This is a genomic window from Aestuariispira ectoiniformans (assembly GCF_025136295.1).
GTDB classification, from domain to species: Bacteria; Pseudomonadota; Alphaproteobacteria; order UBA8366; family Aestuariispiraceae; genus Aestuariispira_A; species Aestuariispira_A ectoiniformans.
Genome location: NZ_CP062788.1, coordinates 3,862,093 through 3,888,348 on the forward strand (window position 1 = coordinate 3,862,093; position 26,256 = coordinate 3,888,348).

Below are 26,256 nucleotides of genomic sequence, written 5' to 3' on the forward strand. Positions count from 1 at the left end.
GGTTCTACCCCTGCTGCGGCACGGTCTTATGTGCCGCCCACAATATCACAGCCATGATGGGGAAAAAGGCCAAACTCATCAAATAGGAGAAGACCGACGGCAGGAAGGAATAGAGGTTCTGGTCCAACAGACAGACCACCACCCACTTCAGTGCGATCATCAGGGCGGCGACCAGCATGAAACCCCACCAGACGATGCCAAAACCCTTCACATAGAAGAAGCGCCGCTGCGCCCCGACCAGGGCATAGCAGATCAGATAGATGAAGGAACTGACGCCCAGCACACTGCCACTCATCAGATCATCGGCCAGCCCCAACAGGAATACCGCCAGCATGGGCATAAGGTCGGGCCGGTATATCGCCCAGTAATAAATGGAGATCAGCGCCAGCAAGGGCGACACCTGGGCGAAATTCGGGATATGCAGGGAGACCTGCTGCACCATGATAAAGACCAGGGTCAACAGAACAGGGGTCAGGCTTCGTGCAAAAAGGTCTACCCGGGACCAAAAGTCCAGCTTCATTACTGTTGCCCGGATTGCGGCGTGGCGGTTGTCACCGCCGCGTCCTCTTTCATGTCATCCTGAGCATTGATGATGCCGCTTAACCCGAAGTCCATCAGACGGATATATTCGCGGCGGTCCATCTCCGCATAAAGCCGTATGCGTACGCCTTCCTCGCCAACAGACGAAACGACACCAACCGGCAATCCCGGCGGGAAGGCTCCGCCATGACCGGAGGTCACGACCCTTTGGCCCACTTCAAGGGCGGCATCCGCCGGCAGGTAGATCAGATGGGGTTCGGTACTGTTGTCACCGGCAAGCACGGCGCGCACACGCGTGGATTCAATCACAATCGGAAGACGGCTGTTCAGGTCCGTCAGCAGCAGAACACGGGAACTGCGGTGCCCGACTTCGGCGACACGGCCAACGACCCCCTCGCCGACCACAGCCGCAAAACCTTTGCGCACGCCGTCATTTTTCCCGATGTTCAGGGTCACGGAACGGACGAAACTGCCTCCGACACCGATCACCCGGCCGGTAATATAACGCCGGGCGTCATCCCGCTTTAAAGCCATCAGATTACGCAGGCGCGTATTTTCAACGTTGAGCTGTTGCGCGACCGAGCGCCATTGCAGCAGGCGCAGGTTTTCCTCGCGCAGGCGTTGGTTTTCCTCATAGAGGTTCACCATCGTCTGCGTATCCCCGATCCAACGGTCGACCGTCGCGGTCGGCCGGGACAGAACATCCAGCATGGGGGAAATAATGTCGGTGACAATGGTGCGGGCGCGTTCAAACACCCTGGGATCCGCACGGCCGACGATCATGATCGCCACGGCGCTGGCCAGGAGCAGAAGAAAAGCGAACCGTTGCACTAAGGTGCGCAACGTGGCGATGCGGGAAATCGCGCCCGAACGCTGATTCACTACAAGCCTCTCCCAGTCCTGGTTATCCAAACACTACTATAGTAAAGGTATCGACATGACTTATACAGCCATGCCGATTAACCAATAGTTAATACATACTGATCAGAACCGTCCGCAGGGTGCGCATTTCCTCCAGGCAACGCCCGGTCCCCAGCGCCACACAGGACAGTGCATCATCTGCGATGGAGACCGGCAGGCCGGTTGCCTGACGCAGCACGGTATCCAGATTGCGCAGCATACCGCCGCCGCCGGTCAGTACGATCCCCTTGTCGACGATGTCGGCTGCCAGTTCCGGCGGCGTCTGTTCCAGGGCCACCTTCACGGCCTCGACAATCGCGCCGACAGGCTCTGCCAGGCTCTCTGCGATCTGGCGTTCGGAGATCATCAACTCCTTCGGCACGCCATTCATCAGGTCCCGGCCCTTTATTTCCATCTGTTCGCCATCCCCATCCGACGGCGGGCAGGCAGAACCGATTTCCTTCTTGATGCGCTCCGCAGAACCTTCCCCGACCAGCAGGTTATGGTTGCGACGGATATAGGCGATGATCGCCTCGTCCATCTTGTCGCCGCCGACACGCACGGAACGGGAATAAACGATACCGCCCAAAGACAGAACGGCGACCTCTGTGGTGCCGCCGCCAATATCTACAACCATGGAACCGGTCGGTTCTGTCACCGGCAGCTGCGCGCCGATCGCTGCAGCCATCGGCTCTTCAATCAGGAAGACCCGGCGCGCACCTGCGCTTTCTGCGGATTCCTGAATGGCGCGGCGCTCCACAGCCGTGGAGCCTGATGGCACGCATACGATGACCTGCGGGCTGGCAAAGCTGCGGCGGTTGTGAACCTTGCGGATGAAATGCTTGATCATTTCCTCCGCCACGTCGAAGTCGGCGATCACACCATCTCGCAACGGACGGATTGCCTGGATATTGCCAGGCGTACGGCCCAGCATCATCTTGGCTTCGTCACCGACGGCCAGCACCTGTTTTTTGCCTTTGACTTCCGCGATTGCCACAACGGAGGGCTCGTTCAGAACGATGCCCCGGCCTTTCACATAGACCAGTGTATTGGCGGTGCCCAGATCGATAGCCATATCGGCTGAAAGAAAACCAAGTAGTCGCGAGAACATATTGAGCGACAGCCTCCAAAATTATGTCCGGTTTGCCGGATCAGTCGCACACCCGTCACAGGCCTGCACGCCAGGCAACCTTATCCGACCCCTACAACCCAGACGACGTGACACTCAGTTCCAGTAAAAGCCAAAGGTCACATCGCCATATTACTTAAAAACTCTATTCGCCGGACGGACAGTTACGTCAGACGCCCTACAGTCTTACAATCGAATACTTTACATTTAATAGTAACAACTGCAAAGGACTGATTATTTTCAGGGCAAACTAACGTCCGAACGGACCAGCATAGGATGTACGACGGATTCTATGAAACTGCAACGATTTTTGGCCGCAAGCAGCCATTCAGGCGGCCATGCCACAAAATAATCGCAAATATTAATGTCATGAGCGAAGGATTACAGAAAACACGCCATGTTTTACTATCCGGAACCCATCCCCTGCACGCGACCGAGCCCCCAACGGAAAAGGCCCCGCCAATTGGCGGGGCCTCCTCGCAATCACAAAGGCAGAACCGGTTAGTTCTTTTCCTTGTCGACCAGCTTGCTTTCCGCGATCCACGGCATCATAGCGCGCAGTCGGGTGCCAACTTCTTCGATCGGGTGCGCGTCGTTCAGGCGACGGGTCGCCTTGAAGGAAGCCTGGTTCACCTTGTTTTCCAGCATCCAGTCGCGAGTGAATTTACCGGTCTGGATATCTTCCAGAACACGTTTCATCTCTGCCTTGGTTTCCGGCGTGATGATGCGCGGACCGGTGACATATTCACCATATTCCGCCGTGTTGGAGATGGAGTAGTTCATGTTGGCGATACCGCCTTCGTAGATCAGGTCCACGATCAGCTTGGTTTCGTGCAGGCACTCGAAATAGGCCATTTCCGGCGCATAACCGCCTTCGACCAGGGTTTCGAAACCGGCGCGGATCAGCTCAACCAGACCGCCGCAGAGGACAACCTGCTCGCCGAACAGGTCAGTTTCGCATTCTTCCTTGAAGGAGGTCTCGATGATACCCGCGCGGCCCCCGCCATTGGCGGAAGCATAGGACAGCGCCAGCTCCATGGCATTGCCGGACGCGTCCTGGGCAACGGCAACCAGGGTCGGCACACCGCCGCCACGCTGATATTCGGAACGAACCGTGTGACCCGGGCCTTTCGGTGCGACCATGAAGACATCCAGATCGGCACGCGGCTCAATCAGGTTGAAGTGGACGTTCAGGCCGTGGGCAAAGCACAGCGCCGCGCCGTCTTTCATGTTGGCATGCAGGTCTGCGGCATAGATGTCGCCCTGCAGTTCGTCCGGCGTCAGCATCATAACCACGTCGGCCCATTTTGCGCCTTCAGCCGGGGTCATGCAGGTGAAGCCTGCGCCCTCGACCTTCTTGCGGGTCGCGGATCCTTCGCGTAGCGCGATCCGGACATTTTCGACCCCGCTGTCACGCAGGTTCATGGCATGGGCGTGGCCCTGGCTGCCATAGCCGACGATCAGCACATTCTTGGACTTGATCAGATTGACGTCCGCGTCACGGTCGTAATAGACCCGCATCTGGCGCTCCTTTATCTTAAACTCACAAATGAGACATTTATAACCACGCGTTTTCTAACGATTGTGAGCCGATGGCGCAATCTTTGAGACGTTAATTCAGGCTATTTTTTTATCAAAATGCCTATTCCGCAGGCTCATAAGTAATGAAATTACACAAAAGGCCGCTAACAGCCGCCTTTATTAGCCTGCCACCACGCCGAAAGGGTCAGCCGCTTTCGGGGATATATTTGCGGATCAGCCCGCGATAGCTCTCCGACATCAGCACTTTGGACAGCGCCTTGTTGAAGGCCTCCACCTGATCCGCCGTATTCGTTTTCCGGCTCAACATGAAGTGAACCGGGTCACTGTTCAGGACATGGGGAAGCTCCGTGATATCAGCGGCCTTACCTTCGAGGATCGCGTGATGATAACCAACATAAAGATCGGCAACCACAATATCCACGCGATGCGCCAGCAGCATGCGAATTCGCTGTGCCGTACTGCTGTTCAGTTTTAAAACACCTGCCTTGAGCGCCCGATCCTTGAGATTTCCATATTCCGGCCCATACCAACCGCCGACACCCGCCGCGATCCGGTAGCCCTGATCCACGGCATCGGCAAGGGTCAGATCTTTCAGGGTGCTATAACGGCCCTGCGACACAAACATCACCACACGTTCATCCCGATAGGGCCGGGAAAAATAGGCGAAATCCTGTCTTTGCGGCGTCAACGATGCTGCGGCCATAAGGTCAAGCCCGCCTGTTGCCAGCAAACGCTGTGCACGTTTCGGCGGAATCTCCCGCAGTTCCAGCCCACAGCCCATCGTCACCATAACGGCCTGCACGATATCAACGTCCAGACCGACGAGGCTTCCGTCTTTATCCTTGTATTGATAGGGCACATAGTCGCCGGAATGGGCCATGGAATAGACGCGGCCACAATCAGAACGCGCCTGCGTACTTAACAGCGACAAGCCTACGATCATACCGGCGATTAACAATCGGCCCAATGAACGTCTCCCTGTGAAGACAACCCGAATGCCAGCCTAGGGCAGCACTATTAAAATAACGATAAAATTAAAATAACGCTAAAATGCCATATATCGTCAATTCTGCAAAAGAAAAGCCCCTCACGATGGAGGGGCTTCCTGTCAAACAGACATTGTCAGGGCAAATCAGACTGGGGTAATATCGCTGCCACGGCTGATTGCCACGACGCCGGAGCGCGCGATTTCCACCTCACCCAGGGCGCGCATCAACTCGACAAAGCTGTCCACCTTGTCGGATTCACCGTCAATCAGGAAAACAAAGCTTTCCAATGTCGTATCCGCAACGCGCGCATTGTAGATATCTGCGATGCGCAGGCTTTCGCGGCGCTGATGTTCTGTCGCCTTCACCTTGACGAGCGCCAGTTCCTTTTCCACATGCGGGCCTTCGACCGTCAGGTCGTGGACGTTGTGGACCGGCACAAGACGATCAAGCTGTGCCTTGATCTGTTCGATGATCATGGCCGTGCCAGTGGTGACGATATTGATACGGCTGACGCTTTCGTCTTCGGTCACCGTACTCACCGTCAGGCTTTCAATGTTATAGCCCCGACCGGAGAACAGGCCGATGACGCGCGCCAGAACGCCCGGTTCGTTGTCGACAATTACAGCAAAGGTATGACGGCGTACGGCTTCATTGCTGGGCTGAATGTTATAGGCGGAGCCCGGTTGTTTCGGGCTGGGTCCGGTAATCGCCATGGCTTTTTATTTCCTCTTCGAAATCCCTGTATTCAATCCGACTTTGGGGTAAAGGTGCTGGTCAGACCAGCACCTTGCCCTTTGCGGAAATCGCTTCCTCGCCTTCACCCACCGGGCCGAGCAGCATGTCATTATGCGCCGCGCCGGACGGGATCATCGGGAAGCAGTTTTCTTTCGGATCAACAGCAATATCGGCAATGACGGGGCCGTCATAATCGATCATTTCCTGAATGCCTGCATCCAGATCCGCTGCACTGGTAACGCGAATACCTTTCCAGCCATAAGCCTCACCCAGCTTCACGAAATCAGGCAGCGCCTCCGAATAACTTTCGGAATAACGCCCGCCATGCAGCAGTTCCTGCCACTGGCGTACCATGCCCATATATTCGTTGTTCAGGATGAAAATCTTGACCGGCAGGCGATACTGGGCCGCCGTCGACATCTCCTGGATATTCATCAGGATCGACGCCTCGCCGGCAATGTCGATCACCAGACGATCCGGATGCGCCATCTGCGCGCCAACCGCCGCCGGCAGACCATAGCCCATGGTGCCCAGCCCACCGGAGGTCATCCAGCGGTTCGGCTTTTCAAAGTGGAAATGCTGTGCCGCCCACATCTGGTGCTGACCCACTTCCGTGGTGATCAGCGGATCGCGGTCTTTGGTCATTTCATAAAGACGCGTGATTGCATGCTGCGGCTTGATGACATCCGTGTCCTGATTGTAGGACAGGCATTTCTTCTCCCGCCAGCTTTCAATCTGCTTCCACCAGACATCGAGAGCCGCCTGATCCGGCTGGCGCTGTTTGGATTTCCAGATCTTGATGATATCTTCCAGCGCACGGCCCGCATCACCCACAATCGGCAGGTCCACCTGAACGTTTTTGTTGATGGAGCTTGCGTCGATATCAATATGGATCTTGGTGGAATTCGGCGCGAAGGCGTCCAGACGGCCAGTGATCCGGTCATCGAAACGCGCACCGACGCAGAGCATGACGTCGCAGTCATGCATCGCCCAGTTCGCCTCATAAGTCCCGTGCATACCCAGCATGCCCAGGAAATGCTTGTCACTGGCCGGGAAAGCACCCAGACCCATCAGGGTGAGCGTCACCGGATAGTTGGTCATGCGGACCAGTTCAGAAAGCAACTGGCTGGCGCCGGGCCCCGCGTTGATAACCCCGCCGCCGGCATAGATGATCGGCTTTTTCGCATTCAGCAACAGCTCAACCGCCTGTTCGATCCGGTCCTGGTCCGGCTTGACCTTCGGACGGTAGGTCTTGTGCTGAACATTGCTGGGGCCGGAATAGGTGCCCGTGTCAAACTGAACATCCTTCGGAATGTCGATGACAACCGGACCCGGACGACCCGAGGTGGCAACGTAGAAGGCCTCATGCATGGTCTTGGCAAGATCGTTTACCGACTTCACCAGATAGTTATGCTTGGTGCAGGGGCGCGTGATGCCCGTGGTGTCGCATTCCTGGAAGGCGTCATTGCCGATCAGGTGGGTCGGCACCTGGCCGGTCAGGCAGACAACCGGAATGGAATCCAGCAATGCATCGGTCAGACCGGTCACCGCATTGGTTGCACCCGGACCGGAGGTAACCAGAACGACGCCGGGCCTGCCGGTGGAACGCGCATAGCCTTCTGCGGCGTGAACCGCGCCCTGTTCATGACGGACCAGAACGTGGCGAATGTGATTCTGCTTAAACAGTTCGTCGTAAATCGGTAGTACAGCGCCGCCCGGATACCCGAATACGACATCAACGCCCTGGTCCTTCAAGGCTTTGATGACGATGGCCGCTCCGTTATAGGCGTCTGTGCTCATTCTCCTACCCTCAACTTCAATATCCGGCCGCGCCGGGTTGATGACAAAACTGTTCCACCCCAACCAACCGGAATTTCACTCGAATCTCCAATGAAAGGCCAGGGTAACGATGGTCTTTCGCCTATGTTGCATGCGCGAAAGAAGGCGCACAATAGGAATATGCGATTAGCCGGTCAAGCCACTTTTTCGAATAAATGAAAAAATCTCAGGAAGCAAACTTTTCAAATATTGCGATTCGATTGCCTTTTTAGAAATAATCTGATTCCGAATCCATGTATTTTGCCGTTTCGCATAACGGCGGGTCGCCGTGCAGGCCTTTGTTTCCGCCTCTTCCAGGGTGATTTCCCCGTCCAGATAGGCAATCAGCTCCGGCACGCCAAGCGCCCGCATCACTGGCAGGCTGAGATCCAGATTTCGGGCCTTCAGCGCAGCCACTTCCTCAATCGCGCCCTGTTCCAGCATAATCCCGAAACGCTTGTTGCAACGCCCGTAGAGTACATCGCGCGGCGGAATCAGGGCTAATGTCGTGAACTGCCAGTCTTCCGGCGGGGCGGCGAGCGGCGCATCGGCCTGCCAGTCCGCCAGCGACCGCCCGGTAGCCTTGAAAACCTCCATCGCCCGCGCGATACGCTGCGGATCGGTGGGATTCAGACGCCCTGCCATGACAGGGTCAACCGCCGCCAGTTCACCATGCAACGCCTCCGGCCCGATTTCCGCCAGACGATCACGAACCGCATCACGTATTTCATCGGGGATTTCCGGCATGTTCGACAGGCCTTCCGTCAACGCACGAAGATACAATCCCGTGCCGCCGCAAACGATGGGCAGGCGCCCTTCGGCCAGCGTCTCCTCAATCGCGGTCACCGCTAATTCCCGCCAGCGAGCGGCGGAACAGACCTCCGCCCCGTCCAGGGCACCGTAAAGCTTATGCGGGGCCAGCGCCTCGTCCTCTTCACCGGGACGGGCGGACAGAACCCGCAGATCCGCGTAGATCTGCATGCTGTCGGCATTGATGATCGTGCCGGAAAATTCCCGTGCAAGATCAATGGCGAGCGCCGATTTACCGGAGGCCGTCGGACCGGCCAGAATCAGGATATTCTTCATGCCTCTTGATTACACGAGCGGAAGGCAAGAGAGAAGTGTTAGCTTGCCCCGGATTGGCACTCTATTTGACAGATAGGGGTTACACAGGCCATTGATTAGGCAAAATTGCAAATCAGGAAGTCGAAACTCCATGTCTCTGGTCGTGACCGTTGTCGCCCCCGCCGGGAAAGCCATCCCGGCCCCGATCCTCCGCCAAGTCAAAGAAGCCCTCGCCGTCAAAGGAGGCACCTTTGGCGATATCGCCTGGCTATCCCCCGATCGGGCATTTGACCTTACCTTCGACGGCGTCAAGGAAGATGCCGCCCGGATCGCGCTTGCGCTGCTGACCACCGAGGTGGATATCGCAGTCCAGCCTGCCGAAGGCCGCCGCAAGAAAGTCCTGGTAGCAGACATGGACAGCACCATGATCCAGTTGGAAAGCCTGGACAAGCTGGCCTACGAATTGGGTTTCGGTCCGGAGGTCGAGGAAATCACCGAACGCGGCATGCGCGGGGAGCTGGATTTCCGCGATTCGTTACGCAGTCGCGTGGCCCTTCTGAAAGGGCAGGAGGCCAAGGCAGCCATGGCTAAAGTCCTGGCAGACATTCCCTATACCGACGGGGCGGAGGTCACGGTCAAGACACTTGCCGCCCATGGCTGTCACTGCATCCTTGTCTCAGGTGGTTTCACCTTCACGACCGAAGTCGTCTATCAAAAGCTCGGCTTTCACGAACATCATGCCAATGAACTGGAAATTATCGACGGTCATCTGACCGGCAAAGTCATCGAACCGATCCTGGGCCGGGACAGCAAACTGGCGACGCTTGAAAAAACCTGCGGGGAACGCGGCCTGCCGCTATCCGCTGCCTGCGCCATCGGCGATGGGGCAAACGACCTGGATATGATCCAGGCCGCGGGCATGGGCGTCGGCTATCACGGCAAACCGATCCTGCGCCAGAAGGCGGCCTTCAACATCAACCACGGGGACCTGACAACCCTGCTTTACTTCCAGGGTTACAGCGACGCCGATTTCGTCGAGCTCTGATCCCCATCCCCGGCCTCTCTTTGGGCCTTGGGCAGCAGAATGACCACCGCATTGGCGAGGATCATCGCCACGCTCAACAGATAAAAGGCAGATGGCAGGCCATAGCGGTCTGCCAGCCAGCCACCCAACACGGGCGCGATCATGGCGAACAACGCCTGCAGGCCGAACATCAGGCTGGTGGCCGATCCGCCCATATTCTCCGGTGTCAGGTCCATCAACCAGCTATGAACCACGGGCCGGATCGCAAAAAGCGCAAATCCCAAAACCGATACACCTGCCACATAGACCACGGAATTACTGACGAAGGTCAGGCCGATCAGCACCAGCGTCGTCGTCGTGATCCCCGCCATGACCACCGGCCGCCGACCGGCCTTGTCTGACCAGTGGCCTGCAAGTGGGGCAGCCAGGATACCCGCGCCCTGGAAGGCAAACAGCACAACCCCCATGACGGCGGGGCTAAGCCCCATTTCATCCGCGAGATACAGCGGCAGGAACACCAGAAGCCCCGCCTGCGCCATATTGCGGAAAGACGACATAAGACACAGTGCCAGCACCGCCCGATTGCGCAGCATACCGGCCACACCGCCGAAATAGGCACCGATTGAAAGGGGTTGATGCGCTTCGTTAGATGCACGGCCCGTGCGCCGCAGGAAGAGAAACAATCCCAGCGCCACAAGGATTGGCACCAGAACAGACGTTTGGGCAACGCCACGCCAGCCGATCAGCAAAACCACCGGCCCCATCACCAACGGGGCCACCGCATCGCCCATATTGGCGCCCAGGGCATGGATTGACAGGGCCAGCCCCCGCCGTTCAGGGAAACGCGCCGAAAGATAGGAAATTGCCGCGGGGTGCCACAGGTTATTGGACGCGCCAATCGCGATCAGTGCCAGAACTGCCGCCCAGTAATATTGACTGATGCCGACACAAAACAGCGCTGCTGCACCGATCACCAGCGAGATCACCTGCCAAAGCACCCGACGCCCGGTGATATCCACCACAGGGCCACTGACCACATTGGCGCAGAAGGAAGCCATCTGAAAGACCGCGGCCAGTGCACCGGCCTGGGCGTAGGAGATTCCCAGATCCTTGGCCAGGAAGGGCAGCAGAAAATAGAAGATGGCTGCGATCCAGTGGGTGGCTCCATGCCCCGCGCCGACCAGATAGGCGGGTCCCAACACGCTCAGACCGCTCTTCATTTGTGCCATCCCCATGGGCAGCCCTCCCCCATTTGTTATCTGCAGGCAAAGATGCCGCTTTTCCACAGCCGGGGGAAGGGCCAATCAAACGAAAAAGGGCCGCCCGAAAGGACAGCCCTCATTCTCACCGGTTTATGGCCGGATCAGCCTTCAGCCTTGAAACGGATCGCGACGAAACGCAGGTCCCCTTCCACGGCCACATGCAACAGGACGCTGCGGCGACCGTCGTCATGGGCGCTTTCCACACGCTGCCGCAATTCGTCGACCGAGTTGATGGGACCACGGTTGTCACCAACGATCACCATCCCCGGTGCCAGACGTTTTTCATCAGCGCTGCTGCCCGGACGGACGGCAGTGATGACAACGCCTTTCTGGCTGTCGCTCAGGTTATACTGACGACGCAGCGCCGGCGTGATCGGGGAGACATCAACCCCCAACTGGTCAAGCGCTTCGGACTTCGCGCCACCGGACTGACCGGGGGATTTGTCACTCCCGCCAAGGGAGGCAATATCGACCTTTTCACGCTCGCCAAGCTCAACCGAAAGGTCGACCTTCTCACCGTCGCGCCAGACGACGACCGGAACGTCACGGCCCACATCGGTCGCGGCAACCATGCGGCGCAGCTTGGTCGAATCCTCAACCACGCGATCGTTGAAGCGAATGATCACATCGCCTGCCTCGACACCCCCTGCAGCGGCAGGGCTTTTTTCATAAACGGTCGAAACCAGCGCGCCTTCGGGTTTGTCCAGTCCCATGCTTTCGGCGATATCCGGCGTCACACTCTGGATCGACACGCCCAGCCAACCACGACGGGTATGACCATATTCGCGAAGCTGCTGAACAACATGTTTTGCCTGGTTGGACGGGATTGCGAAACCCAGACCGATGGAACCACCGGAACGGGAGAAAATCGCCGTGTTGATGCCGATCACGTCACCATCCATGTTGAACAGCGGACCGCCGGAATTCCCCATGTTGATCGGGGCATCGGTCTGGATGAAATCGGTAAAGGATTCCCGGTCGATGTCACGGCCACGTGCGGAAATGATCCCGGCAGTGACGGAACCGCCCAGGCCCCAGGGGTTACCGATTGCCATCACCCAGTCGCCAATCCGCGCCTTGTCGGAATTGCCGAATTTAACGGCCGGCATCTTATGGTCGGTTTTCACCTTCAACAGGGCCAGGTCGACACCTTCGTCACGGCCGACGACCTCGGCCTCATACTGGCGGCTGTCATCACGGAAGACCACATAGATTTCGTCGGCGCCTTCAACCACATGGTTGTTGGTCACCACCATATTGTCTTCGATAATGAAACCTGAACCGGCGGCTTCGCGGCGACGCGGCCCCTGATGTTCGGGGTTGTTGCGGCGGAACCGCTCAAACAAATCGCCGAACGGGCTGCCCGGCGGGAAAGGCGACTGCATATCCGGCTGCTGGTCCCCGTTATCTGAAACGGTCTGACCATTCTGGATGGCCCGGATATCCACCACGGAAGGCAACAGCTTTTCAGCCATATCCGCAAAACTGTCCGGCACCGCCCGTGCCTGGGCCTGCCAGGCCGAAGAGGCGATCATCAAAGCTGCCAGAACAATAATCGAAAGAATCGTTGCGGGTTTATGGCCCCACAGGAAATACGCACTGCGTGCCTGCACCAAAGACTTTGCTTGTCTCGACATTGCATCACACTCCATTCAATTACACCTTGCATGCCGCAAGGAGGGGCTTTCAAATATCGACATAAGAACAGCCTTATAGTCGATCAAGTGTCCAGAGATGGCAAACAAAAGAAACCAAGAAATTGCCTAAATAGGTGCAAGAATAAGGCAAATCTGCCTTATTCCCCGACAAGACAGCCAAAGCAAAAGGGCGGCAGCTTTCGCTACCGCCCTTTTTGAATCGACTGTCAGCCGCGCTTAGAGCTGGCTTTCAACCCATTCCCAGTTCACCAGGTGATCCAGGAAGGTGTCGACATAGTCCGGACGACGGTTGCGGAAGTCGATGTAGTAAGCATGCTCCCAAACGTCGCAGGTCAGCAGAGCCTTTTTGCCATGAGCCATCGGCAGGTCGGCGTTCGGCGTCTTCATGATCGCCATTTTATCGCCGTCCAGAACCAGCCAGCCCCAGCCGCTACCGAACTGGGTAACGCAGGCGGTTTTGAATTCTTCACGGAATTTGTCGTAGGAACCGAAGGCTGCTTCGATCATCTCCAGAACCTTGCCGGAAGGCTTGCCGCCGCCATTGGGCTTCATGCAGTTCCAGTAGAAGGTGTGGTTCCAGATCTGGGCAGCGTTGTTGAAAACGCCAGCCTTGGAGGCGTCGCCTGCGGATGCCTTGATCAGGTCTTCCAGGGACTTGTTCTCGTTTTCCGTGCCCTCAACAAGCTTGTTCAGGTTCACAACATAGGTGTTGTGATGCTTGCCGTAGTGGAAATCGAGGGTTTCTTCGGAAATATGCGGCGCCAAAGCGTCTTTTGCATATGGCAGTGCCGGCAGTTCGAAAGCCATTGGGACACCCCTTTTGTTTTCTCTTGAGGTTGGTTTGAGGACCGTCTCTGTCCGAGAGGAAATATAGCTATTCAGCCGTGTTTGTTAAGGGCCAATTTGGAAAGATTATAAAAAATTCATCCTCTTCCCCGCAGGACCGCAGCCCATTCCGCCGCCATCAGCCACCGCGAACCAGCCAGACGACGACCACACCAATCACAAGCGCCACCAGCCCGCCCAGGCGAAGAGACCCCGACGGCATGTCCAACATGGAAATGATAAGGCGCTTCATTCCATTGGGAAACAGTGCATATATCAATCCCTCGATCACCAGGATCATACCGAGGGCGGTGAATACCGCGATCCAAAACTCACTCATACCCATACCATAACGTAAAAAAATGACGGGCGGCCCGTATTCTGGTCCGCCCGCCTGATTTTTCAGCCGTTCCCGAACTTACTTGGCTTCGGTCGGGTCGCCTACTTCATTGTTGAAATAACGGAAGAAGTCACCTGTCGGCGGACCGACATAAGTCGTCGACTTCTCACCCAGCCCCTTGCGCAGGGCCTGCATGGAACGCCAGAAGTCGAAGAAATGCTCGTCCTTGCCATAGGCTTCGTTGTAAACCGCCTGGGCCTGTGCATCACCGGCACCACGCAGGATTTCCGCCTGTTTCTTGGCGTTTGCCACAATCACACGCTGTTGCTTGTCGGCCTCGGCCTTGATCCGGCGTGATTCCTTGTCGCCTTCGGCACGGAACTTACGGGCTTCCTGTTCACGCTGGGTCTGCATCCGGCGGAAAATGGCCTGGCTGTTCTCTTTCGGAAGGTCGATACGCTTGATGCGGACATCCACCACCTCGATACCGAACTTCTTACTTTCTTCTGCAACCTGTTTGGTCACATCAGCCATAAGATCAGCGCGTTTCGGGGTCATGACCACTGCCAGGGTAACCTCACCCAGGACGTCACGCAGACCTTTATCCACAACGGAATCCAGACGCTGTTCCAAAAACAGTTCCGATCCTACGGTCTTGTAGAATTCCAGCGGATCGACAATGCGATACCGGGCAAAGGCATCAACCACGACCTGCTTCTGGTCCTTGGTCGGAATTTCACGCTTGTTTGCGTCATAGTCCAACACGCGACGATCGACGATCTTCACATTCTGCACGAACGGAATCTTGAACTTCAACCCAGGCTCGGTCAGGACCCGACGCGGCTGGCCGAACTGCAGAACCAGGGCCTGTTCCGTCTCACGCACGGTAAATGCGGTCGACAGGGCAATAATAACGCCCAAAACCACGAGAACCAGGAGTGCAATACCACCTTTTTTCATTGTCTTGCCTCCTTACTTCGACTTCTTCTGACCGGTCAGCTCATTGAGCGGCAGATAGGGCAAAACCCCTGCGCTGCCGTCCGGGCCGTTTTCGATCAGAACCTTGTCCATGCCACCGAGAATCTCTTCCATCGTTTCCAGATAGATTCGACGCTGGGTCAGGGACTTGGCCTTTTTGTATTCCTCGTAGACCTGCAGGAAGCGGGACGCGTCACCATCGGCGCGGTCGATCGTTTCCTGTTTATAGGCCTCACCGGCGCGGACGATCTGTTCCGCCTGCCCCTGGGCACGCTGGGTTACCTCGTTCAGATAAGCCGTCGCCTCGTTGATGGCGCGCTCCTTATCTGCACGGGCTGCCTGCACGTCACGGAAGGCATCAAGGACAGATTTCGGCGGGTCGACCTTACGGGCGTTGACGTTGGTGATCAGGATACCGGCGTTGTAGCTGTCCAGGATTTGCTGGATCAGATCACGGGCCTGATTACTGACGTCGATACGGCCGTCGGTACGGGCATATTCGAAGTCACTTTTACCGATAACTTCACGCATGGCCGCCTCGGACACATTTTTGACTGCATCGGCGGGATTGCGGACGTTGAACAGAAACTTGCCTGCGTCCTTGATGCGCCAGAAAACCGTGAACTGATAATCGATGATGTTTTCATCGCCGGTCAGCATCAGGCTTTCTTCGCTGATCTCACGGGAAACGTTATTCCGGCCGGCACCGGCACTGCGATAGCCGACTTCCACCTGGTTAACAGCCTCGACGCTTGGCGTCAGGACTTCACCGATCGGCGCCGGGAAATTATAGTTAAGACCGGAGCCCGTGGTGTCATAGAGCTTGCCAAAGACCAGCTCGACCCCCTGCTCGCCAGGTTTGACGGTGTAAAAGCCGGTGGCGAACCACAAGGCGACCGCCAGCAACACGATCACCAGAATCCCTTTGCCGCCGAAGTCCCCCGGCAGCATCTTTTTCAGCTTTTCCTGGCTTTCGCGGACCATCTGTTCCATGTCGGGTGGCTGTTGGCCGCCACCACCTCCGCCGCCACGTCCCCAGGGGCTGTTACCGCCCCCGCCACCGCGATTTCCGCCGCCGCCCCATGGGCCGCCGCCTCCAGAATTATTTTGCCAAGGCATATAAACTATCCCGTTTTTCAGCTATTTGCCGTTTTAGACATACCCTCTTTCGCAAGGCGTGAACAGGGTCTAGTCCGTTATCTATTCTGCCGCCGGGAATAGCGCACCCCAAGGTCAAACGCAATTCCTGCGACCGAAAGTCCCTTTTCCCCGGCCTCGCGACACCATATATGTGTTGCGTTGGCTGATATTCTAGCCCTTTAGACATAACGAACAACAATAAGCCTATAAACCGACAGAGAATTCTGCAAACCGGAGTAAATTCATGGCACAGATCAGCGAAGCCCAGGTTTTGGATGCCCTGGTTGGAATCATCGACCCGCGCAGCGGCGGGAACCTGGTTGAATCGGATATGATCTCAGGCCTCGCCATCAAGGACAATATGGTCCAGTTCAGCCTCGAAATCGGCGACCCGGCCCTGGCAGAGGAAATGGAGCCCTTGCGCAAGAAGGCCGAGACGGCTGTTGGGGAGATCCCCGGCGTGCTGTCCGTGACCGCCATCCTGACGGCAGAGCGTCCACGCGCCCAGGCACAGAATACCGCCCCGCAGAAACAGCAGAAACAGCCCGGTAAGGGTGCTGCCAAAATCACCCATATCATCGCTGTGGCCAGCGGCAAGGGCGGCGTCGGCAAATCCACGACCTCGGTCAATATCGCCCTTGCCCTGAAGGCGCGGGGCCTGGAAGTCGGCATGTTGGACGCTGATGTCTACGGCCCCAGTATGCCGCGGATGCTGGGTGTGCAGGGCCGTCCCGACAGCGCAGACGGCAAGACCCTCGATCCCAAGGAAAGCAACGGCATCAAAGTCATGTCCATGGGCTTCATGGTGGAAGAGGACCAGCCTGTCGTCTGGCGCGGACCGATGGTCATGGGCGCACTGCAGCAGATGCTGAACGACGTGAACTGGGGCAAGCTGGACGTGCTGGTGGTCGACATGCCGCCGGGCACCGGCGATGCACAGCTTACCATGGCGCAGAGCGTCCCCCTGGCAGGTGCGGTCATCGTTTCCACCCCGCAGGACATTGCGTTGCTGGACGCCCGCAAGGGCCTCAACATGTTCCGCAAGACGGACGTGCCGGTCCTGGGCATCGTTGAAAACATGAGCTATTTCCTCTGCCCGAAATGCGGTGAACAGTCCGATATCTTCGGCCATGGCGGCGCACGCGACGAAGCGGCCAAGCTGGGCTGTGATTTCCTGGGCGAAATCCCGCTGCATATGGATATCCGCACCACCTCCGACAGCGGCACCCCGATCGTGGTCAGCCAGCCGGACAGCGCCCATGCGCAGGCCTACAAGGCAATTGCGGAGAAGGTCTGGCAGAAACTGTCCGGGGAAACTGCATCAGGCCGCGCCGCGCCCAATATCGTGATGAGCTAACCGCCGGAGAACTCTGGCGACGGCTGGGACAAAATAGCGCAAGGGTCGTCAGGCGGCCCTTGCGTTTTCTTTTTAATCTCCTAGATAAGGCCTCGAAGCGAGGACGACCTCCCCCATTCTGGGTTATTCATGCCGGGACGGCCCGGCCGGAAACATTAGGGGGGGAGCATTCCATGCGCACCACCAAGGATCGTATTCGCCACGCCGTCAGCTTTGAAATCATCGGGCTTGTCGTCGTGACACCACTGGGCGGGTATGTGTTCGACCTGCCGATGCATGATATCGGCATGCTTGCCATCATCGGGGCAAGCCTCGCGACAGGTTGGAATTACCTTTATAACCTGCTCTTCGACCGGGCAATGCTTCGCCTTGCAGGACATGTCCACAAGACAGTCACGATCCGCATCTTTCACGCCATCCTGTTCGAGGGCGGATTGCTGGTCGCCTTCCTGCCGATTGTTACCTGGCATCTGGGCGTGAGCCTTCTCGACGCCTTTATGATGGATATCTCATTCGCGTTGTTTTATCTGGCTTACGCCTTCGTCTTCAACTGGGCCTATGACCTGGTCTTTCCCATTCCCAACCTTCAGACCGAGGCCGGATGACGTTTGATCAGTTCAGGTCAAATCCGCCGATATATTTGGCAACAATGCGGTTTACCTCACCTTCCGACTGAAGCGCCAGAATCGCATCGTTGATGCGGGGCAGAAGTTTTCTGAAACGGCCCTGCAGCCGGATCACAAGGCTACCCTCTGAGTGAACGGGGCCAAAGCCCACCTTTGCATTCAACGCACGCGCCCAATAGCGGCCCGGCAGTTCGCCGATGATCGCCACGGGCAATTGCCTTGCGCCCACCATGCGCACAAGGTCAATTTCATTGGATACGTCGAACCGCCTGAAAGTGATGCTGTTGCGGTAGGTGTAGCCTCGGATGGTGCCGACCTTGTGCCCCTGGATAAGCTGAGGCATCAGCCAGCGTTGTTTGTCTCCCTTCGGAAACATCAGCACTTCACGGACGGGGAGAACGGGCACGCTCGCAAGGTCTGTTTCCGGAAACTCATTGCCCGGGAACCAGGCCGGACTGGCCCATTCAAAATCAACGTCACTGTTTGCATAGGCATTAACGGCCCGGCGTTCCGGAATAGGCACTTCACGCCCTTCAATACCCGCGCGTTTCAGGATCATGCGGGAAAGCTCCACGACGATTCCCGGTTTGTCCGGCGCAGTGGAGGGCGTCATATAGGGAACCCAGGCATCAGACCCGGTATCCACCACATAGCGCAGGACCGGCTTGCCCTGTGCAAGGGCGGTGCCTCCCAGCGAGGTTACAAAGAGCATAACGAGAGCGGATTTGAAAATTTTCCACGGCCAGCCGGGGCGGCTTGTCGTTTCCGGGGCTTTCATGACTTATACTACCAGGTCCGGGCCAAATCGTTAGCGGAATCGCGAGGCTTCCCATGCACAGAAACCACGGGTGTTTGCAAAAAGTTTTTATCTGTGCGGCAGTTATTTTTTCGTTAATGCTGCAATCAAAAGTTGTTGAGGCGGAAGGAATAGATTTTCTCTCTCTCGTCAACCTTGATCGCCGCGGCGCCCACCGGCCCGAACATCAGTCCAGCAGACGCCTGGACCGGGTTGCCGATGGACTGGCGGAAAGGCTGGTGGCCCATGGGACAGATCACCTGCCCGAACGCTGGCTGGATCAGGAAATGGATGCTGCAGGCTACAGATGGCGGCTGCGGCATCTGCTTCACGGCGCAAATTTTCCCGATGCACGCAGTTTTGCAAGGGCCATGCGGTCGCAGGCAACCGGACGGCAAATTCTTGCCTCTCCCCTTGCACTCGACCTTGCGATATCCCAGCGTGAGGCCGACGAACGCCTCAGGAAGCAGGGCATTCAGAATATCTGGGTAGCAGTCGCCGCCCTGCCCGACCGCCCGGCCAAAGACGGTTGGCGGGCGGCTGTTCTGGACGAGGTAAACCGGTTCCGGCGGCTGAACGCCCTCCCGCCACTGACCCTGAACAAAGACCTGAACCGCGCCGCACAGCTCCATGCAGATAATATGGCCATCCGGGATTTTTTTGCCCATCGCGCGCCAGACGGCAGCGGCCCCGGCGACCGGGCGCTGAGATCCGGCTATCGCTATCGCCTGGTTCTGGAAAACCTGGCAGCGGGCCAATCCACACCGCATGGCGTGGTGGAGGGGTGGAAGGCCTCGACGGACGGCCATCGCGAGGCCATGCTGGACCCGCGCCCGACAGAAGTCGGGATCGGCTATCGCTATAACCCGACCGACAAGGGCCGGGTGCGGTATTTCCATTACTGGGCCATGACCATGGGCCAACCTCGCGGTTGACGCCGGTGCATAATCGATTTATCAAGGCCTCCTCGGTTCCGGACACCGGCCGCTCGCAGACAGTCATGTCACGGTGAAGTTCCGCATCTGACGCTTTCGACACGACCGATCCCTTATCCGCGCATTTCGTGCGGGTGGCAAGGCGAGCCCCATCCAAGTCCACGGAATGCCTGTGACAAGGAGGCCGGGATGTCGTCTGACGCCTTCCCCAAGAATACATTCACCCAGGGCCCGCTTGCGGCCATCTTTGCCAAGACCGCCCTGCCGATCATTTTCGTGATGGGCATGAACGGCCTGCTGGCCGTTGTCGATGCCATCTTCCTCGGCGTTTATGTCGGCCCGGACGCCTTGGGCGCGGTGACGCTGATGTTCCCGCTTTATATGATGCTTGCGGCGCTTGCCACTCTGGTCGCCAGCGGCATGTCGAGCCTGGTTGCCCGTCACCTGGGCGCCCGGCGTTTTGACGAGGCCCGGACCAGTTTTGCCAGCGCCCATGGTCTGGGGCTTGCGGTAAGTGCCATTCTTATCGCGCTCTTCCTGGTCTTTGGCAGTGACATGACCCTGCTGGTCGCCAAAGGATCGGTTGCCCTGGCGGACATGGGCCGAACCTATCTGGGCATCACCATTCTTTACTCACCTGTCACCTTCCTGCTGTCGGTCAATTCCGATGCCTTGCGCAACGAAGGCCGGGCCGGTCTCATGGCCGCAATGAGCCTGCTCGTTTCCCTGAGCAATATCCTGTTCAATTACATTTTGATTGCACAGATGGATCTGGGCGTCGCCGGGTCCGCCTATGGCACGGTCATGGCGCAGGTTCTGGCGCTGTTTATCATTCTGGTCTTTCGCCTGCGGGGCCGGACCGTACTTCGCCCCCAAGCCCTGTCCCGTCACAGCTTTGCGGAATGGCGAAACATCCTCGCGCTCGGCGCGCCGCAAAGCCTGAACTTCCTCGGCATCGCCCTGGTTTCCGCCGCGATTATCACCTCTCTGCAACTTGTGGCGGGAGACGCCTATGAGACGACAGTGTCGGCCTATGGCATCGTGACCCGGATCATGACGTTCGTCTTCCTGCCACTTTTGGGGTTGAGCCAGGCCCTGCAGTCGATCACCGGCAACAATTATGGCGCAGAGGAATGGCAACGTTCCAACAGCAGTCTGCGGCTGGGCGTGGTTATCGCACTTGTCTATTGCGCCGTAGCAGAGCTTGCGTTGATTGGATTGGCCCATGCGATCAGCAGTCTTTTCGTTGACGACCCTGCCGTCAAAAGCGAAGTCAGCCGGATCATGCCGGTCATGGTGATCCTCTACTTCGTGGCCGGGCCGCTCATCATGGTCGCCTCCTATTTCCAGGCCATCGGGGCGGCAGGCCGTGCCGCCATTCTGGGACTGGCGAAACCCTATTTCTTCGCCATTCCCCTCACATTCCTGCTGCCCCTTGCCTTCGGGGAACAGGGCATCTGGATGGCAGGACCCGTGGCGGAGGCATTGCTGCTGTGCCTGACCCTGATCGTCCTGGCAAAAACGGCACAGCGTAGCGCCTTGAAATGGGGTCTGTTCAAAGCCATCCCCCAAGTTGCAGCCCCGTCGGCAATCGCGCATCATGAGACAACCAGTGACCAGGAGATTTCGGCATGACCGGAACATTACCAACAGTGGATGCTGTCAAAAAACAGGCAAAAGAACTGCGAAGCGCCCTGGAAAAGGACGGCCAGACGGTCAGCCACGGCCATGCGCTGGAGCTGATTGCCCATCAACATGGCTATCGCGACTGGAACACCTTCCGCGCGGCGATTGACGAACGCCCGCCGGAAACCTGGACAAAGGGCACCCGCGTCACCGGCCATTACCTGTCACAGCCGATCGAGGCGGAAATCATTGCCATCGAGGCGATCCGACCGGGCTGGGTCCGGGTAACACTTGACCTGGACCAGCCCGTCGATGTGGTCACCTTCGACAGCTTTTCCGCCTATCGCAAGCGGGTGACGGGCAACATCGGCCCGGCTGGCCAGTCTCAGGAGCGAACGTCCAACGGACGCCCGCAGCTCGACCTGACATTACTGGACTAACCCTGATGACGCCGCCTTAGGCAAATTTCCTATCGCCCTGCAATTTGCCTAATGGACGGCGTCATTTTTTCCGGCCACTCTCGTTGAGAACATTAGACGAGGGAAGATCAGCCGTGGTCGACGGGCGTGCCCAAAACAAAAACCGTATTGGTGGACGCCACATTTTCGTGGCCCCAAAGCTGTTGGCAGATTTCGCGGATACGGTCCTGCGGCGCATCTTCCAAAAGCACGACAAGGTCGCCCTCGCCGCTGACATTGTGAACCTTCTGAACCTCCGCTATCCGGCCAAGGAAGGCCAGAACGCCCCCCTGACGCAGGCGATCTTTCAGCTTGACCTCCACAAAGGCCGCGGTTTGTTTCGCCGTTGGGGTCACACGCGTATCCGCACCCAACCGGACGGTATATCCACCTATGGTGCCATCCCGTTCCATCCGGTCCAGGCGATGCTGGACCGCTGTGCGCGACAGACCAACCCGCGCCGCCAACGTGGTGATTGGCAGCCGCGCATTGCGGGCCAGCTCGGCCAAAATCTTCCGGTCGGTTTCGTCCAATTCACTCATCAACCGCATCCCCAACATGCGTTTCCCCATTCCCTCTAACGGTAGAAAGCAGAAATGGAAAGCCCGTCTCCACATCCGGCCCAGCCGCCCGTCAGCAACAGTACCATTCGAGACCGCATCGCACGGATGCCATCCAGCAAGATTCGCGAAGTGGCTGCCCTGGGCTTTGACGACCCCGCCGTCATCCCCCTCTGGTTCGGTGAATCCGATCAGCCCACGCCCCCCTTCATCAAGCAGGCCGCAACCGATGCCCTGCAGGCAGATGAGACCTTTTATGCCCCCAACCATGGCATCCGCCCCCTGCGCGAGGCGTTGAGCCGCTATATGGAAGGCCTTTACGGACGCGCCGTGGATGTCGACCGGATCACGGTCACGGCATCCGGCATCCAGGCTGTCATGCTGACCACGCAATTGCTGGTGGGGCATGGGGACAATGCCGTCATCATCGGCCCGGTCTGGCCCAATATCCCCGGCACGGTGGATATCCTGGGTGCAGAGCCGCGTATGGTCGGCCTGACGGAAACCGACGGGCAATGGTCGCTGGATATGGACCATCTGTTCAGCCACTGCGATGACCGCACCCGCGCCATCATCGTGAACTCCCCCGGCAACCCGACCGGCTGGGTCATACCACGGGAACAACAGCAGGCCCTGCTGGACTTTGCCCGCGCGCGCGGCATCTGGATCGTCAGCGACGAAGTCTACAGCCGCATTGTCTATGATGCGCCATATGCCCCTTCCTTCCTGGAACTCATTGAGCCGGATGACCGCGTGGTGGTCATCAACAGCTTTTCCAAGGCCTGGCTGATGACCGGCTGGCGTCTGGGCTGGATCACGGCCCCGGCAACGCTGCTGGAGCATTACGGCAAGGTTGCCGAATATAATACGTCCTGCCAGCCGCCCTTTGTTCAAAAGGCAGGCATTGCCGCCCTTGAGCAGGGCGAAGACAGTATTGCAGCGATGATGGCCGGCCTTGGCAAAAACCGGGCGATGCTGACCGCTTATCTCGGCAATCACCCGAAGATTCGTTATGCGGAACCGGAAGCGGCCTTTTATGCTTTCTTTGCCGTCGATGGCATGCGCGACAGCACCCAGTTTGCCAAGGACCTGCTGCGGGAAGCAAAAGTCGGCCTTGCGCCGGGTGCGGCATTCGGGGTGGAGGGCGAAGGATATTTGCGGCTGTGTTTTGCCAAAAGCCCGAACCTTCTGGAACAGGCACTGGACCGCCTGATCCGCTTCGTCGATAAATAGTCGAAACAGACCATAACAGGGAAACAACCATGCGAGAAAATCTGGTCACATCAAAAATCGCCAAGGGAGAGAATGTACCCGGCGTCTTCATCGACCTGGACAGCAGCGCCGCAGCGGAGGGCATGGCCCATGCAGGATATGGGTTCCTGCTGGTGGACCTGCAACATGGGGTGATCGACACGCGTTCGGCCGTGTCGATCCTGACCGCGATTTCGACCACCGACTGCATGCCCTTCGTCCGCGTTCCTGGCAACGAACCGGCGGCGATCATGCAGGCACTGGATTTCGGGGCGATGGGTGTGGTCTGCCCGTTGATCAACACGGCGGATCAGGCCGCAAGATTTGTAGACGCCATGCGCTATCCGCCACAGGGCAGCCGTAGCTGGGGTCCCTTCCGGGCAGCCATCTATGCCGGGGAGAATTATACCCAGGAAGCCAATGACACGCTCATGGCCATCGCCCAGATCGAAACCAAAGAAGCCATGGACAATCTGGACGCAATTCTGGCAACACCGGGCCTGGACGGTGTGCTGGTCGGCCCCAACGACCTGGGCTTTTCCTATGGCAACTGGCCCCAGGCCATGCCGGAAGACCCGCAGGTCGTGGAGGCGATCAAAACCATTGCCGCCAAATGCCGGGACCATGGCGTGATCCCGGGCATCCACAGCGGCGACGCCGCGATGGCCCGCCAGATGTTCGACTGGGGCTATCGCTTCAGTACGATTTCAACGGATATGGGACTGATGATCAAAGCGGCAAAAGAAAGCCTGGCGGCCCTTGAGGGCTAAGCCTTCCTGTTAGCGAGATCCTGGGCGACCTTGCTCAGGATCTCCGGCCAGGACTGGTCGTGGCGGCGGCCATAGACCTTCACGCAGGCATAGGGCGGCAAGCGGTCCGTCCCCATAAGCGGCCAGGATGGCGTGCGCAGCAGGGTCCAGCATTCGGTGCCGACCGCCGCCGCCATGTCGCCGACCGACGTGCCCATGTTGATCACCAGATCGACAGAGGCCGTCAATGCCATCGCGCGCTCTATATCGTCCTTCAGGTCCACATCGGGCCAGCGATGGATGGTGACGCCAAAGCGTTCCTCCGCAGCCGCCAGTTCCGCGTCCCGGTCACCATATTGCAGGTTGACGAAGGTGACATCCGGGACCGCGAATACATCACCCCATTGTTCCAGCCGGGACAAGGCCGTCGCACGGCGGGCGGTCACCAGCCCACTGCCCCAGGCAATCCCCACCTTCGGCCTGTCACCCAAGGCAGCAAGACGTTTCCGACAGTCGTCCAACAGGGCCGGGTCAGGGGTCAGGAAAGCCGCACGCGGCGTGATATCGTCTACAGAATTCGGCCAGGAGAGACGCATCAGGTCGAAATAGGGTGCCTGGACCGTTGCCTTTGAGACATCAAAATCTCCCTCGGGCATGACTGTCGCCCAAGGGAAGTTACGCTGGAAAAGTCCTACCAGACGTGGATCGCATTCAATTGCGATGTCAGCCGATGCGCCTGCCCGTTGGCGCATCTCCTCGAACAAGGCCGCCGCCCCGATTTCATCGCCGATCCCCTGTTCCGGCCAGAGATGCAGACAGCCGCCGTCCAGCGCCTCGCCTTGCCAGCGACCCGCCGGGTGGTCTGTCAGCCGGTTGGGACGGCGTTCCCCACAGTCGAAACCCGCATCATAAAGCGGCCAGGCCTCACGCAGGTTGCCCCTTACGAAATGGCTGATCGCCAGATGATAGCGATGGCGCGGATTGTCTGGTTCCAGGTCTGCCGCACGACGATAGAGCGTCTCCGCCTCTTCCGCCCGCCCGGAATCTTCCATCAGGTTGGCCAGATTACCGATCACCTCCGAAAAGTCCGGCTCAATGTCCAATGCCTTGTGGAAGGCCTGTTCCGCCTCTGCATTCTTGTCCTGGGCGGACAAGGCATTTCCCAGATTGTTCCAGGCGGGAGCCAGATCGGGGCCCCCCTCCACCGCCTTGCGGCCATAGGCCTCGGCCTCTTCCAGGCGTCCCGCGTCATAGTAAACAGACGAAAGATTGGTCAGCGCACCGGGGTTGCCGGGCATCAGGTCCAACAGCTTTTCCTGGGCACGGCGTGCATCGTCCAGCCGCCGCAGGCGCTGTAACGCCACACCATAGTTGATCAGGAATTCCGGATGGGCCGGTTCAATCGCCAGACCACGTTCGAAATAGGCGATCGACTGATCCGACCGCCCCGTATTCAGCATCAGCACGGCCAGATTATAAAGGGCCTGCAGATAATTGGGCGCCAATTTCACCGCACGGGAATAGGCAGTCTCCGCCTCTGCCACGCGGCCCTGCGGCAGCAGGAAGGTGCCAAAATTATTCCATGCCTCCGCGTTGCCCGGCTGCAGGGTCAACGCCTTGTCATAGGCCTCCTCCGTTGCCTCCGCATTGCCGAGGTTTTCTTCAACGGAGGCCAGACTGACCCAATAGCCCACATTGTCCGGCGACAGTTTAAGCGCCTTGCGGATCGACAGCCGCGCCGCCTTGGCCTGGCCCATATTGAATTGTGTAATCCCGCTCAGATGCAGGGCATCCGCATCATTGGGGAAGGATTTGACGACGGCGTTGAACATCCGGGCGGCCTGCTGCATCTGTCCCGCCCGCAACATCGACAATCCCTGCTGCAAAGCCTGGTCACGTTGAGCCGGGGCAAGCACCCCTTTTGCCTGACGGCGTTGTTTTCGATTCATGAAG

Annotated in this window: 25 protein-coding genes; 8 read left to right on the forward strand and 17 right to left on the reverse strand. The window is 58.1% G+C overall.

What is annotated here, in order from left to right:
* Positions 1 to 4: 4 nt before the first annotated feature.
* The 8 genes from mreD to miaA form a co-directional block, all read right to left on the reverse strand.
* Positions 5 to 520 carry a rod shape-determining protein MreD gene (gene mreD / locus IF205_RS18155; RefSeq protein WP_259780763.1) on the reverse strand — a complete coding sequence of 172 codons (516 nt, stop codon included), beginning with the start codon at positions 518 to 520 and terminating at the stop codon, positions 5 to 7.
* Entirely contained in the window at positions 520 to 1,422 is a 903-nt protein-coding gene (gene mreC, locus IF205_RS18160) for a rod shape-determining protein MreC (protein ID WP_259780764.1), read from the reverse strand. The genes mreD and mreC overlap by 1 nt, the downstream gene beginning before the upstream one ends.
* A gap of 88 nt (positions 1,423 to 1,510) precedes the next feature.
* Positions 1,511 to 2,551 (reverse strand): rod shape-determining protein, encoded by a 1,041-nt coding sequence (locus IF205_RS18165; RefSeq protein ID WP_259780765.1) that lies wholly within the window; start codon positions 2,549 to 2,551, stop codon positions 1,511 to 1,513.
* A 519-nt stretch (positions 2,552 to 3,070) separates the two neighbouring features.
* Positions 3,071 to 4,090 (reverse strand): ketol-acid reductoisomerase, encoded by a 1,020-nt coding sequence (gene ilvC, locus IF205_RS18170; RefSeq protein ID WP_259780766.1) that lies wholly within the window; start codon positions 4,088 to 4,090, stop codon positions 3,071 to 3,073.
* A gap of 205 nt (positions 4,091 to 4,295) precedes the next feature.
* On the reverse strand, positions 4,296 to 5,078 hold the full coding sequence (locus IF205_RS18175; RefSeq protein WP_259780767.1) for a substrate-binding periplasmic protein: 783 nt from the start codon (positions 5,076 to 5,078) through the stop codon (positions 4,296 to 4,298).
* Positions 5,079 to 5,243: 165 nt separating this feature from the next.
* Entirely contained in the window at positions 5,244 to 5,813 is a 570-nt protein-coding gene (gene ilvN / locus IF205_RS18180) for an acetolactate synthase small subunit (protein WP_259780768.1), read from the reverse strand.
* Positions 5,814 to 5,874: 61 nt separating this feature from the next.
* A complete protein-coding gene (locus IF205_RS18185) occupies positions 5,875 to 7,635 on the reverse strand; it encodes an acetolactate synthase 3 large subunit (protein ID WP_259780769.1) in 1,761 nt (586 codons plus the stop codon).
* 165 nt (positions 7,636 to 7,800) lie between these two features.
* The gene (miaA, locus tag IF205_RS18190) at positions 7,801 to 8,739 is read right to left on the reverse strand and encodes a tRNA (adenosine(37)-N6)-dimethylallyltransferase MiaA (RefSeq protein ID WP_259780770.1); all 939 of its coding nucleotides are present in this window, start codon (positions 8,737 to 8,739) and stop codon (positions 7,801 to 7,803) included.
* A 130-nt stretch (positions 8,740 to 8,869) separates the two neighbouring features.
* Between miaA and serB the strand changes: the two genes are divergently transcribed.
* On the forward strand, positions 8,870 to 9,763 hold the full coding sequence (gene serB / locus IF205_RS18195) for a phosphoserine phosphatase SerB (RefSeq protein ID WP_259780771.1): 894 nt from the start codon (positions 8,870 to 8,872) through the stop codon (positions 9,761 to 9,763).
* On the opposite strand, the gene IF205_RS18200 is transcribed toward serB, so the two are convergent.
* The 6 genes from IF205_RS18200 to hflK form a co-directional block, all read right to left on the reverse strand.
* On the reverse strand, positions 9,733 to 10,977 hold the full coding sequence (locus IF205_RS18200; RefSeq protein WP_259780772.1) for an MFS transporter: 1,245 nt from the start codon (positions 10,975 to 10,977) through the stop codon (positions 9,733 to 9,735). The genes serB and IF205_RS18200 overlap by 31 nt on opposite strands.
* Before the next feature lie 128 nt (positions 10,978 to 11,105).
* The gene (locus IF205_RS18205; protein WP_259780773.1) at positions 11,106 to 12,641 is read right to left on the reverse strand and encodes a Do family serine endopeptidase; all 1,536 of its coding nucleotides are present in this window, start codon (positions 12,639 to 12,641) and stop codon (positions 11,106 to 11,108) included.
* Between the two features lie 237 nt (positions 12,642 to 12,878).
* On the reverse strand, positions 12,879 to 13,469 hold the full coding sequence (locus tag IF205_RS18210; protein WP_259780774.1) for a superoxide dismutase: 591 nt from the start codon (positions 13,467 to 13,469) through the stop codon (positions 12,879 to 12,881).
* Positions 13,470 to 13,626: 157 nt separating this feature from the next.
* Positions 13,627 to 13,827, reverse strand: a complete 201-nt coding sequence (locus tag IF205_RS18215; protein WP_259780775.1) for a DUF2065 domain-containing protein — start codon at positions 13,825 to 13,827, stop codon at positions 13,627 to 13,629.
* A gap of 78 nt (positions 13,828 to 13,905) precedes the next feature.
* The gene (gene hflC / locus IF205_RS18220) at positions 13,906 to 14,787 is read right to left on the reverse strand and encodes a protease modulator HflC (protein WP_259780776.1); all 882 of its coding nucleotides are present in this window, start codon (positions 14,785 to 14,787) and stop codon (positions 13,906 to 13,908) included.
* Positions 14,788 to 14,799: 12 nt separating this feature from the next.
* Complete coding sequence (gene hflK / locus IF205_RS18225; protein WP_259780777.1) at positions 14,800 to 15,924, reverse strand: FtsH protease activity modulator HflK; 1,125 nt, start codon at positions 15,922 to 15,924, stop codon at positions 14,800 to 14,802.
* Positions 15,925 to 16,189: 265 nt separating this feature from the next.
* Here hflK and apbC point away from each other — a divergent pair, with 265 nt between their 5' ends.
* Together apbC and IF205_RS18235 are read left to right on the forward strand one after the other, a co-directional pair.
* Positions 16,190 to 17,302 carry an iron-sulfur cluster carrier protein ApbC gene (gene apbC / locus IF205_RS18230; RefSeq protein WP_259780778.1) on the forward strand — a complete coding sequence of 371 codons (1,113 nt, stop codon included), beginning with the start codon at positions 16,190 to 16,192 and terminating at the stop codon, positions 17,300 to 17,302.
* A 173-nt stretch (positions 17,303 to 17,475) separates the two neighbouring features.
* Positions 17,476 to 17,907, forward strand: a complete 432-nt coding sequence (locus tag IF205_RS18235; protein ID WP_259780779.1) for a PACE efflux transporter — start codon at positions 17,476 to 17,478, stop codon at positions 17,905 to 17,907.
* Positions 17,908 to 17,914: 7 nt separating this feature from the next.
* Here IF205_RS18235 and IF205_RS18240 read toward each other — a convergent pair whose 3' ends face one another.
* Positions 17,915 to 18,706, reverse strand: coding sequence for a substrate-binding periplasmic protein (locus IF205_RS18240; protein ID WP_259780780.1), 792 nt, complete (start codon positions 18,704 to 18,706; stop codon positions 17,915 to 17,917).
* A gap of 116 nt (positions 18,707 to 18,822) precedes the next feature.
* Between IF205_RS18240 and IF205_RS18245 the strand changes: the two genes are divergently transcribed.
* The 3 genes from IF205_RS18245 (at position 18,823) to IF205_RS18255 (ending at position 21,725) form a co-directional block, all read left to right on the forward strand.
* Positions 18,823 to 19,659 (forward strand): CAP domain-containing protein, encoded by an 837-nt coding sequence (locus tag IF205_RS18245; protein ID WP_259780781.1) that lies wholly within the window; start codon positions 18,823 to 18,825, stop codon positions 19,657 to 19,659.
* A 189-nt stretch (positions 19,660 to 19,848) separates the two neighbouring features.
* The gene (locus tag IF205_RS18250; RefSeq protein WP_259780782.1) at positions 19,849 to 21,294 is read left to right on the forward strand and encodes an MATE family efflux transporter; all 1,446 of its coding nucleotides are present in this window, start codon (positions 19,849 to 19,851) and stop codon (positions 21,292 to 21,294) included.
* Positions 21,291 to 21,725, forward strand: a complete 435-nt coding sequence (locus IF205_RS18255) for a glyoxalase superfamily protein (protein ID WP_259780783.1) — start codon at positions 21,291 to 21,293, stop codon at positions 21,723 to 21,725. Before IF205_RS18250 ends, IF205_RS18255 begins: the two co-directional genes overlap by 4 nt.
* Before the next feature lie 107 nt (positions 21,726 to 21,832).
* Here IF205_RS18255 and IF205_RS18260 read toward each other — a convergent pair whose 3' ends face one another.
* Positions 21,833 to 22,285 carry an Lrp/AsnC family transcriptional regulator gene (locus IF205_RS18260; RefSeq protein WP_259780785.1) on the reverse strand — a complete coding sequence of 151 codons (453 nt, stop codon included), beginning with the start codon at positions 22,283 to 22,285 and terminating at the stop codon, positions 21,833 to 21,835.
* A 54-nt stretch (positions 22,286 to 22,339) separates the two neighbouring features.
* On the opposite strand from IF205_RS18260, the gene IF205_RS18265 reads away from it, so the two are divergent.
* Together IF205_RS18265 and IF205_RS18270 are read left to right on the forward strand one after the other, a co-directional pair.
* Positions 22,340 to 23,536, forward strand: coding sequence for a pyridoxal phosphate-dependent aminotransferase (locus IF205_RS18265; RefSeq protein WP_259780786.1), 1,197 nt, complete (start codon positions 22,340 to 22,342; stop codon positions 23,534 to 23,536).
* Between the two features lie 29 nt (positions 23,537 to 23,565).
* A complete protein-coding gene (locus IF205_RS18270) occupies positions 23,566 to 24,324 on the forward strand; it encodes an HpcH/HpaI aldolase family protein (protein WP_259780787.1) in 759 nt (252 codons plus the stop codon).
* Here IF205_RS18270 and IF205_RS18275 read toward each other — a convergent pair.
* Entirely contained in the window at positions 24,321 to 26,252 is a 1,932-nt protein-coding gene (locus IF205_RS18275) for a tetratricopeptide repeat protein (RefSeq protein WP_259780788.1), read from the reverse strand. The genes IF205_RS18270 and IF205_RS18275 overlap by 4 nt on opposite strands.
* Positions 26,253 to 26,256: the final 4 nt, after the last annotated feature.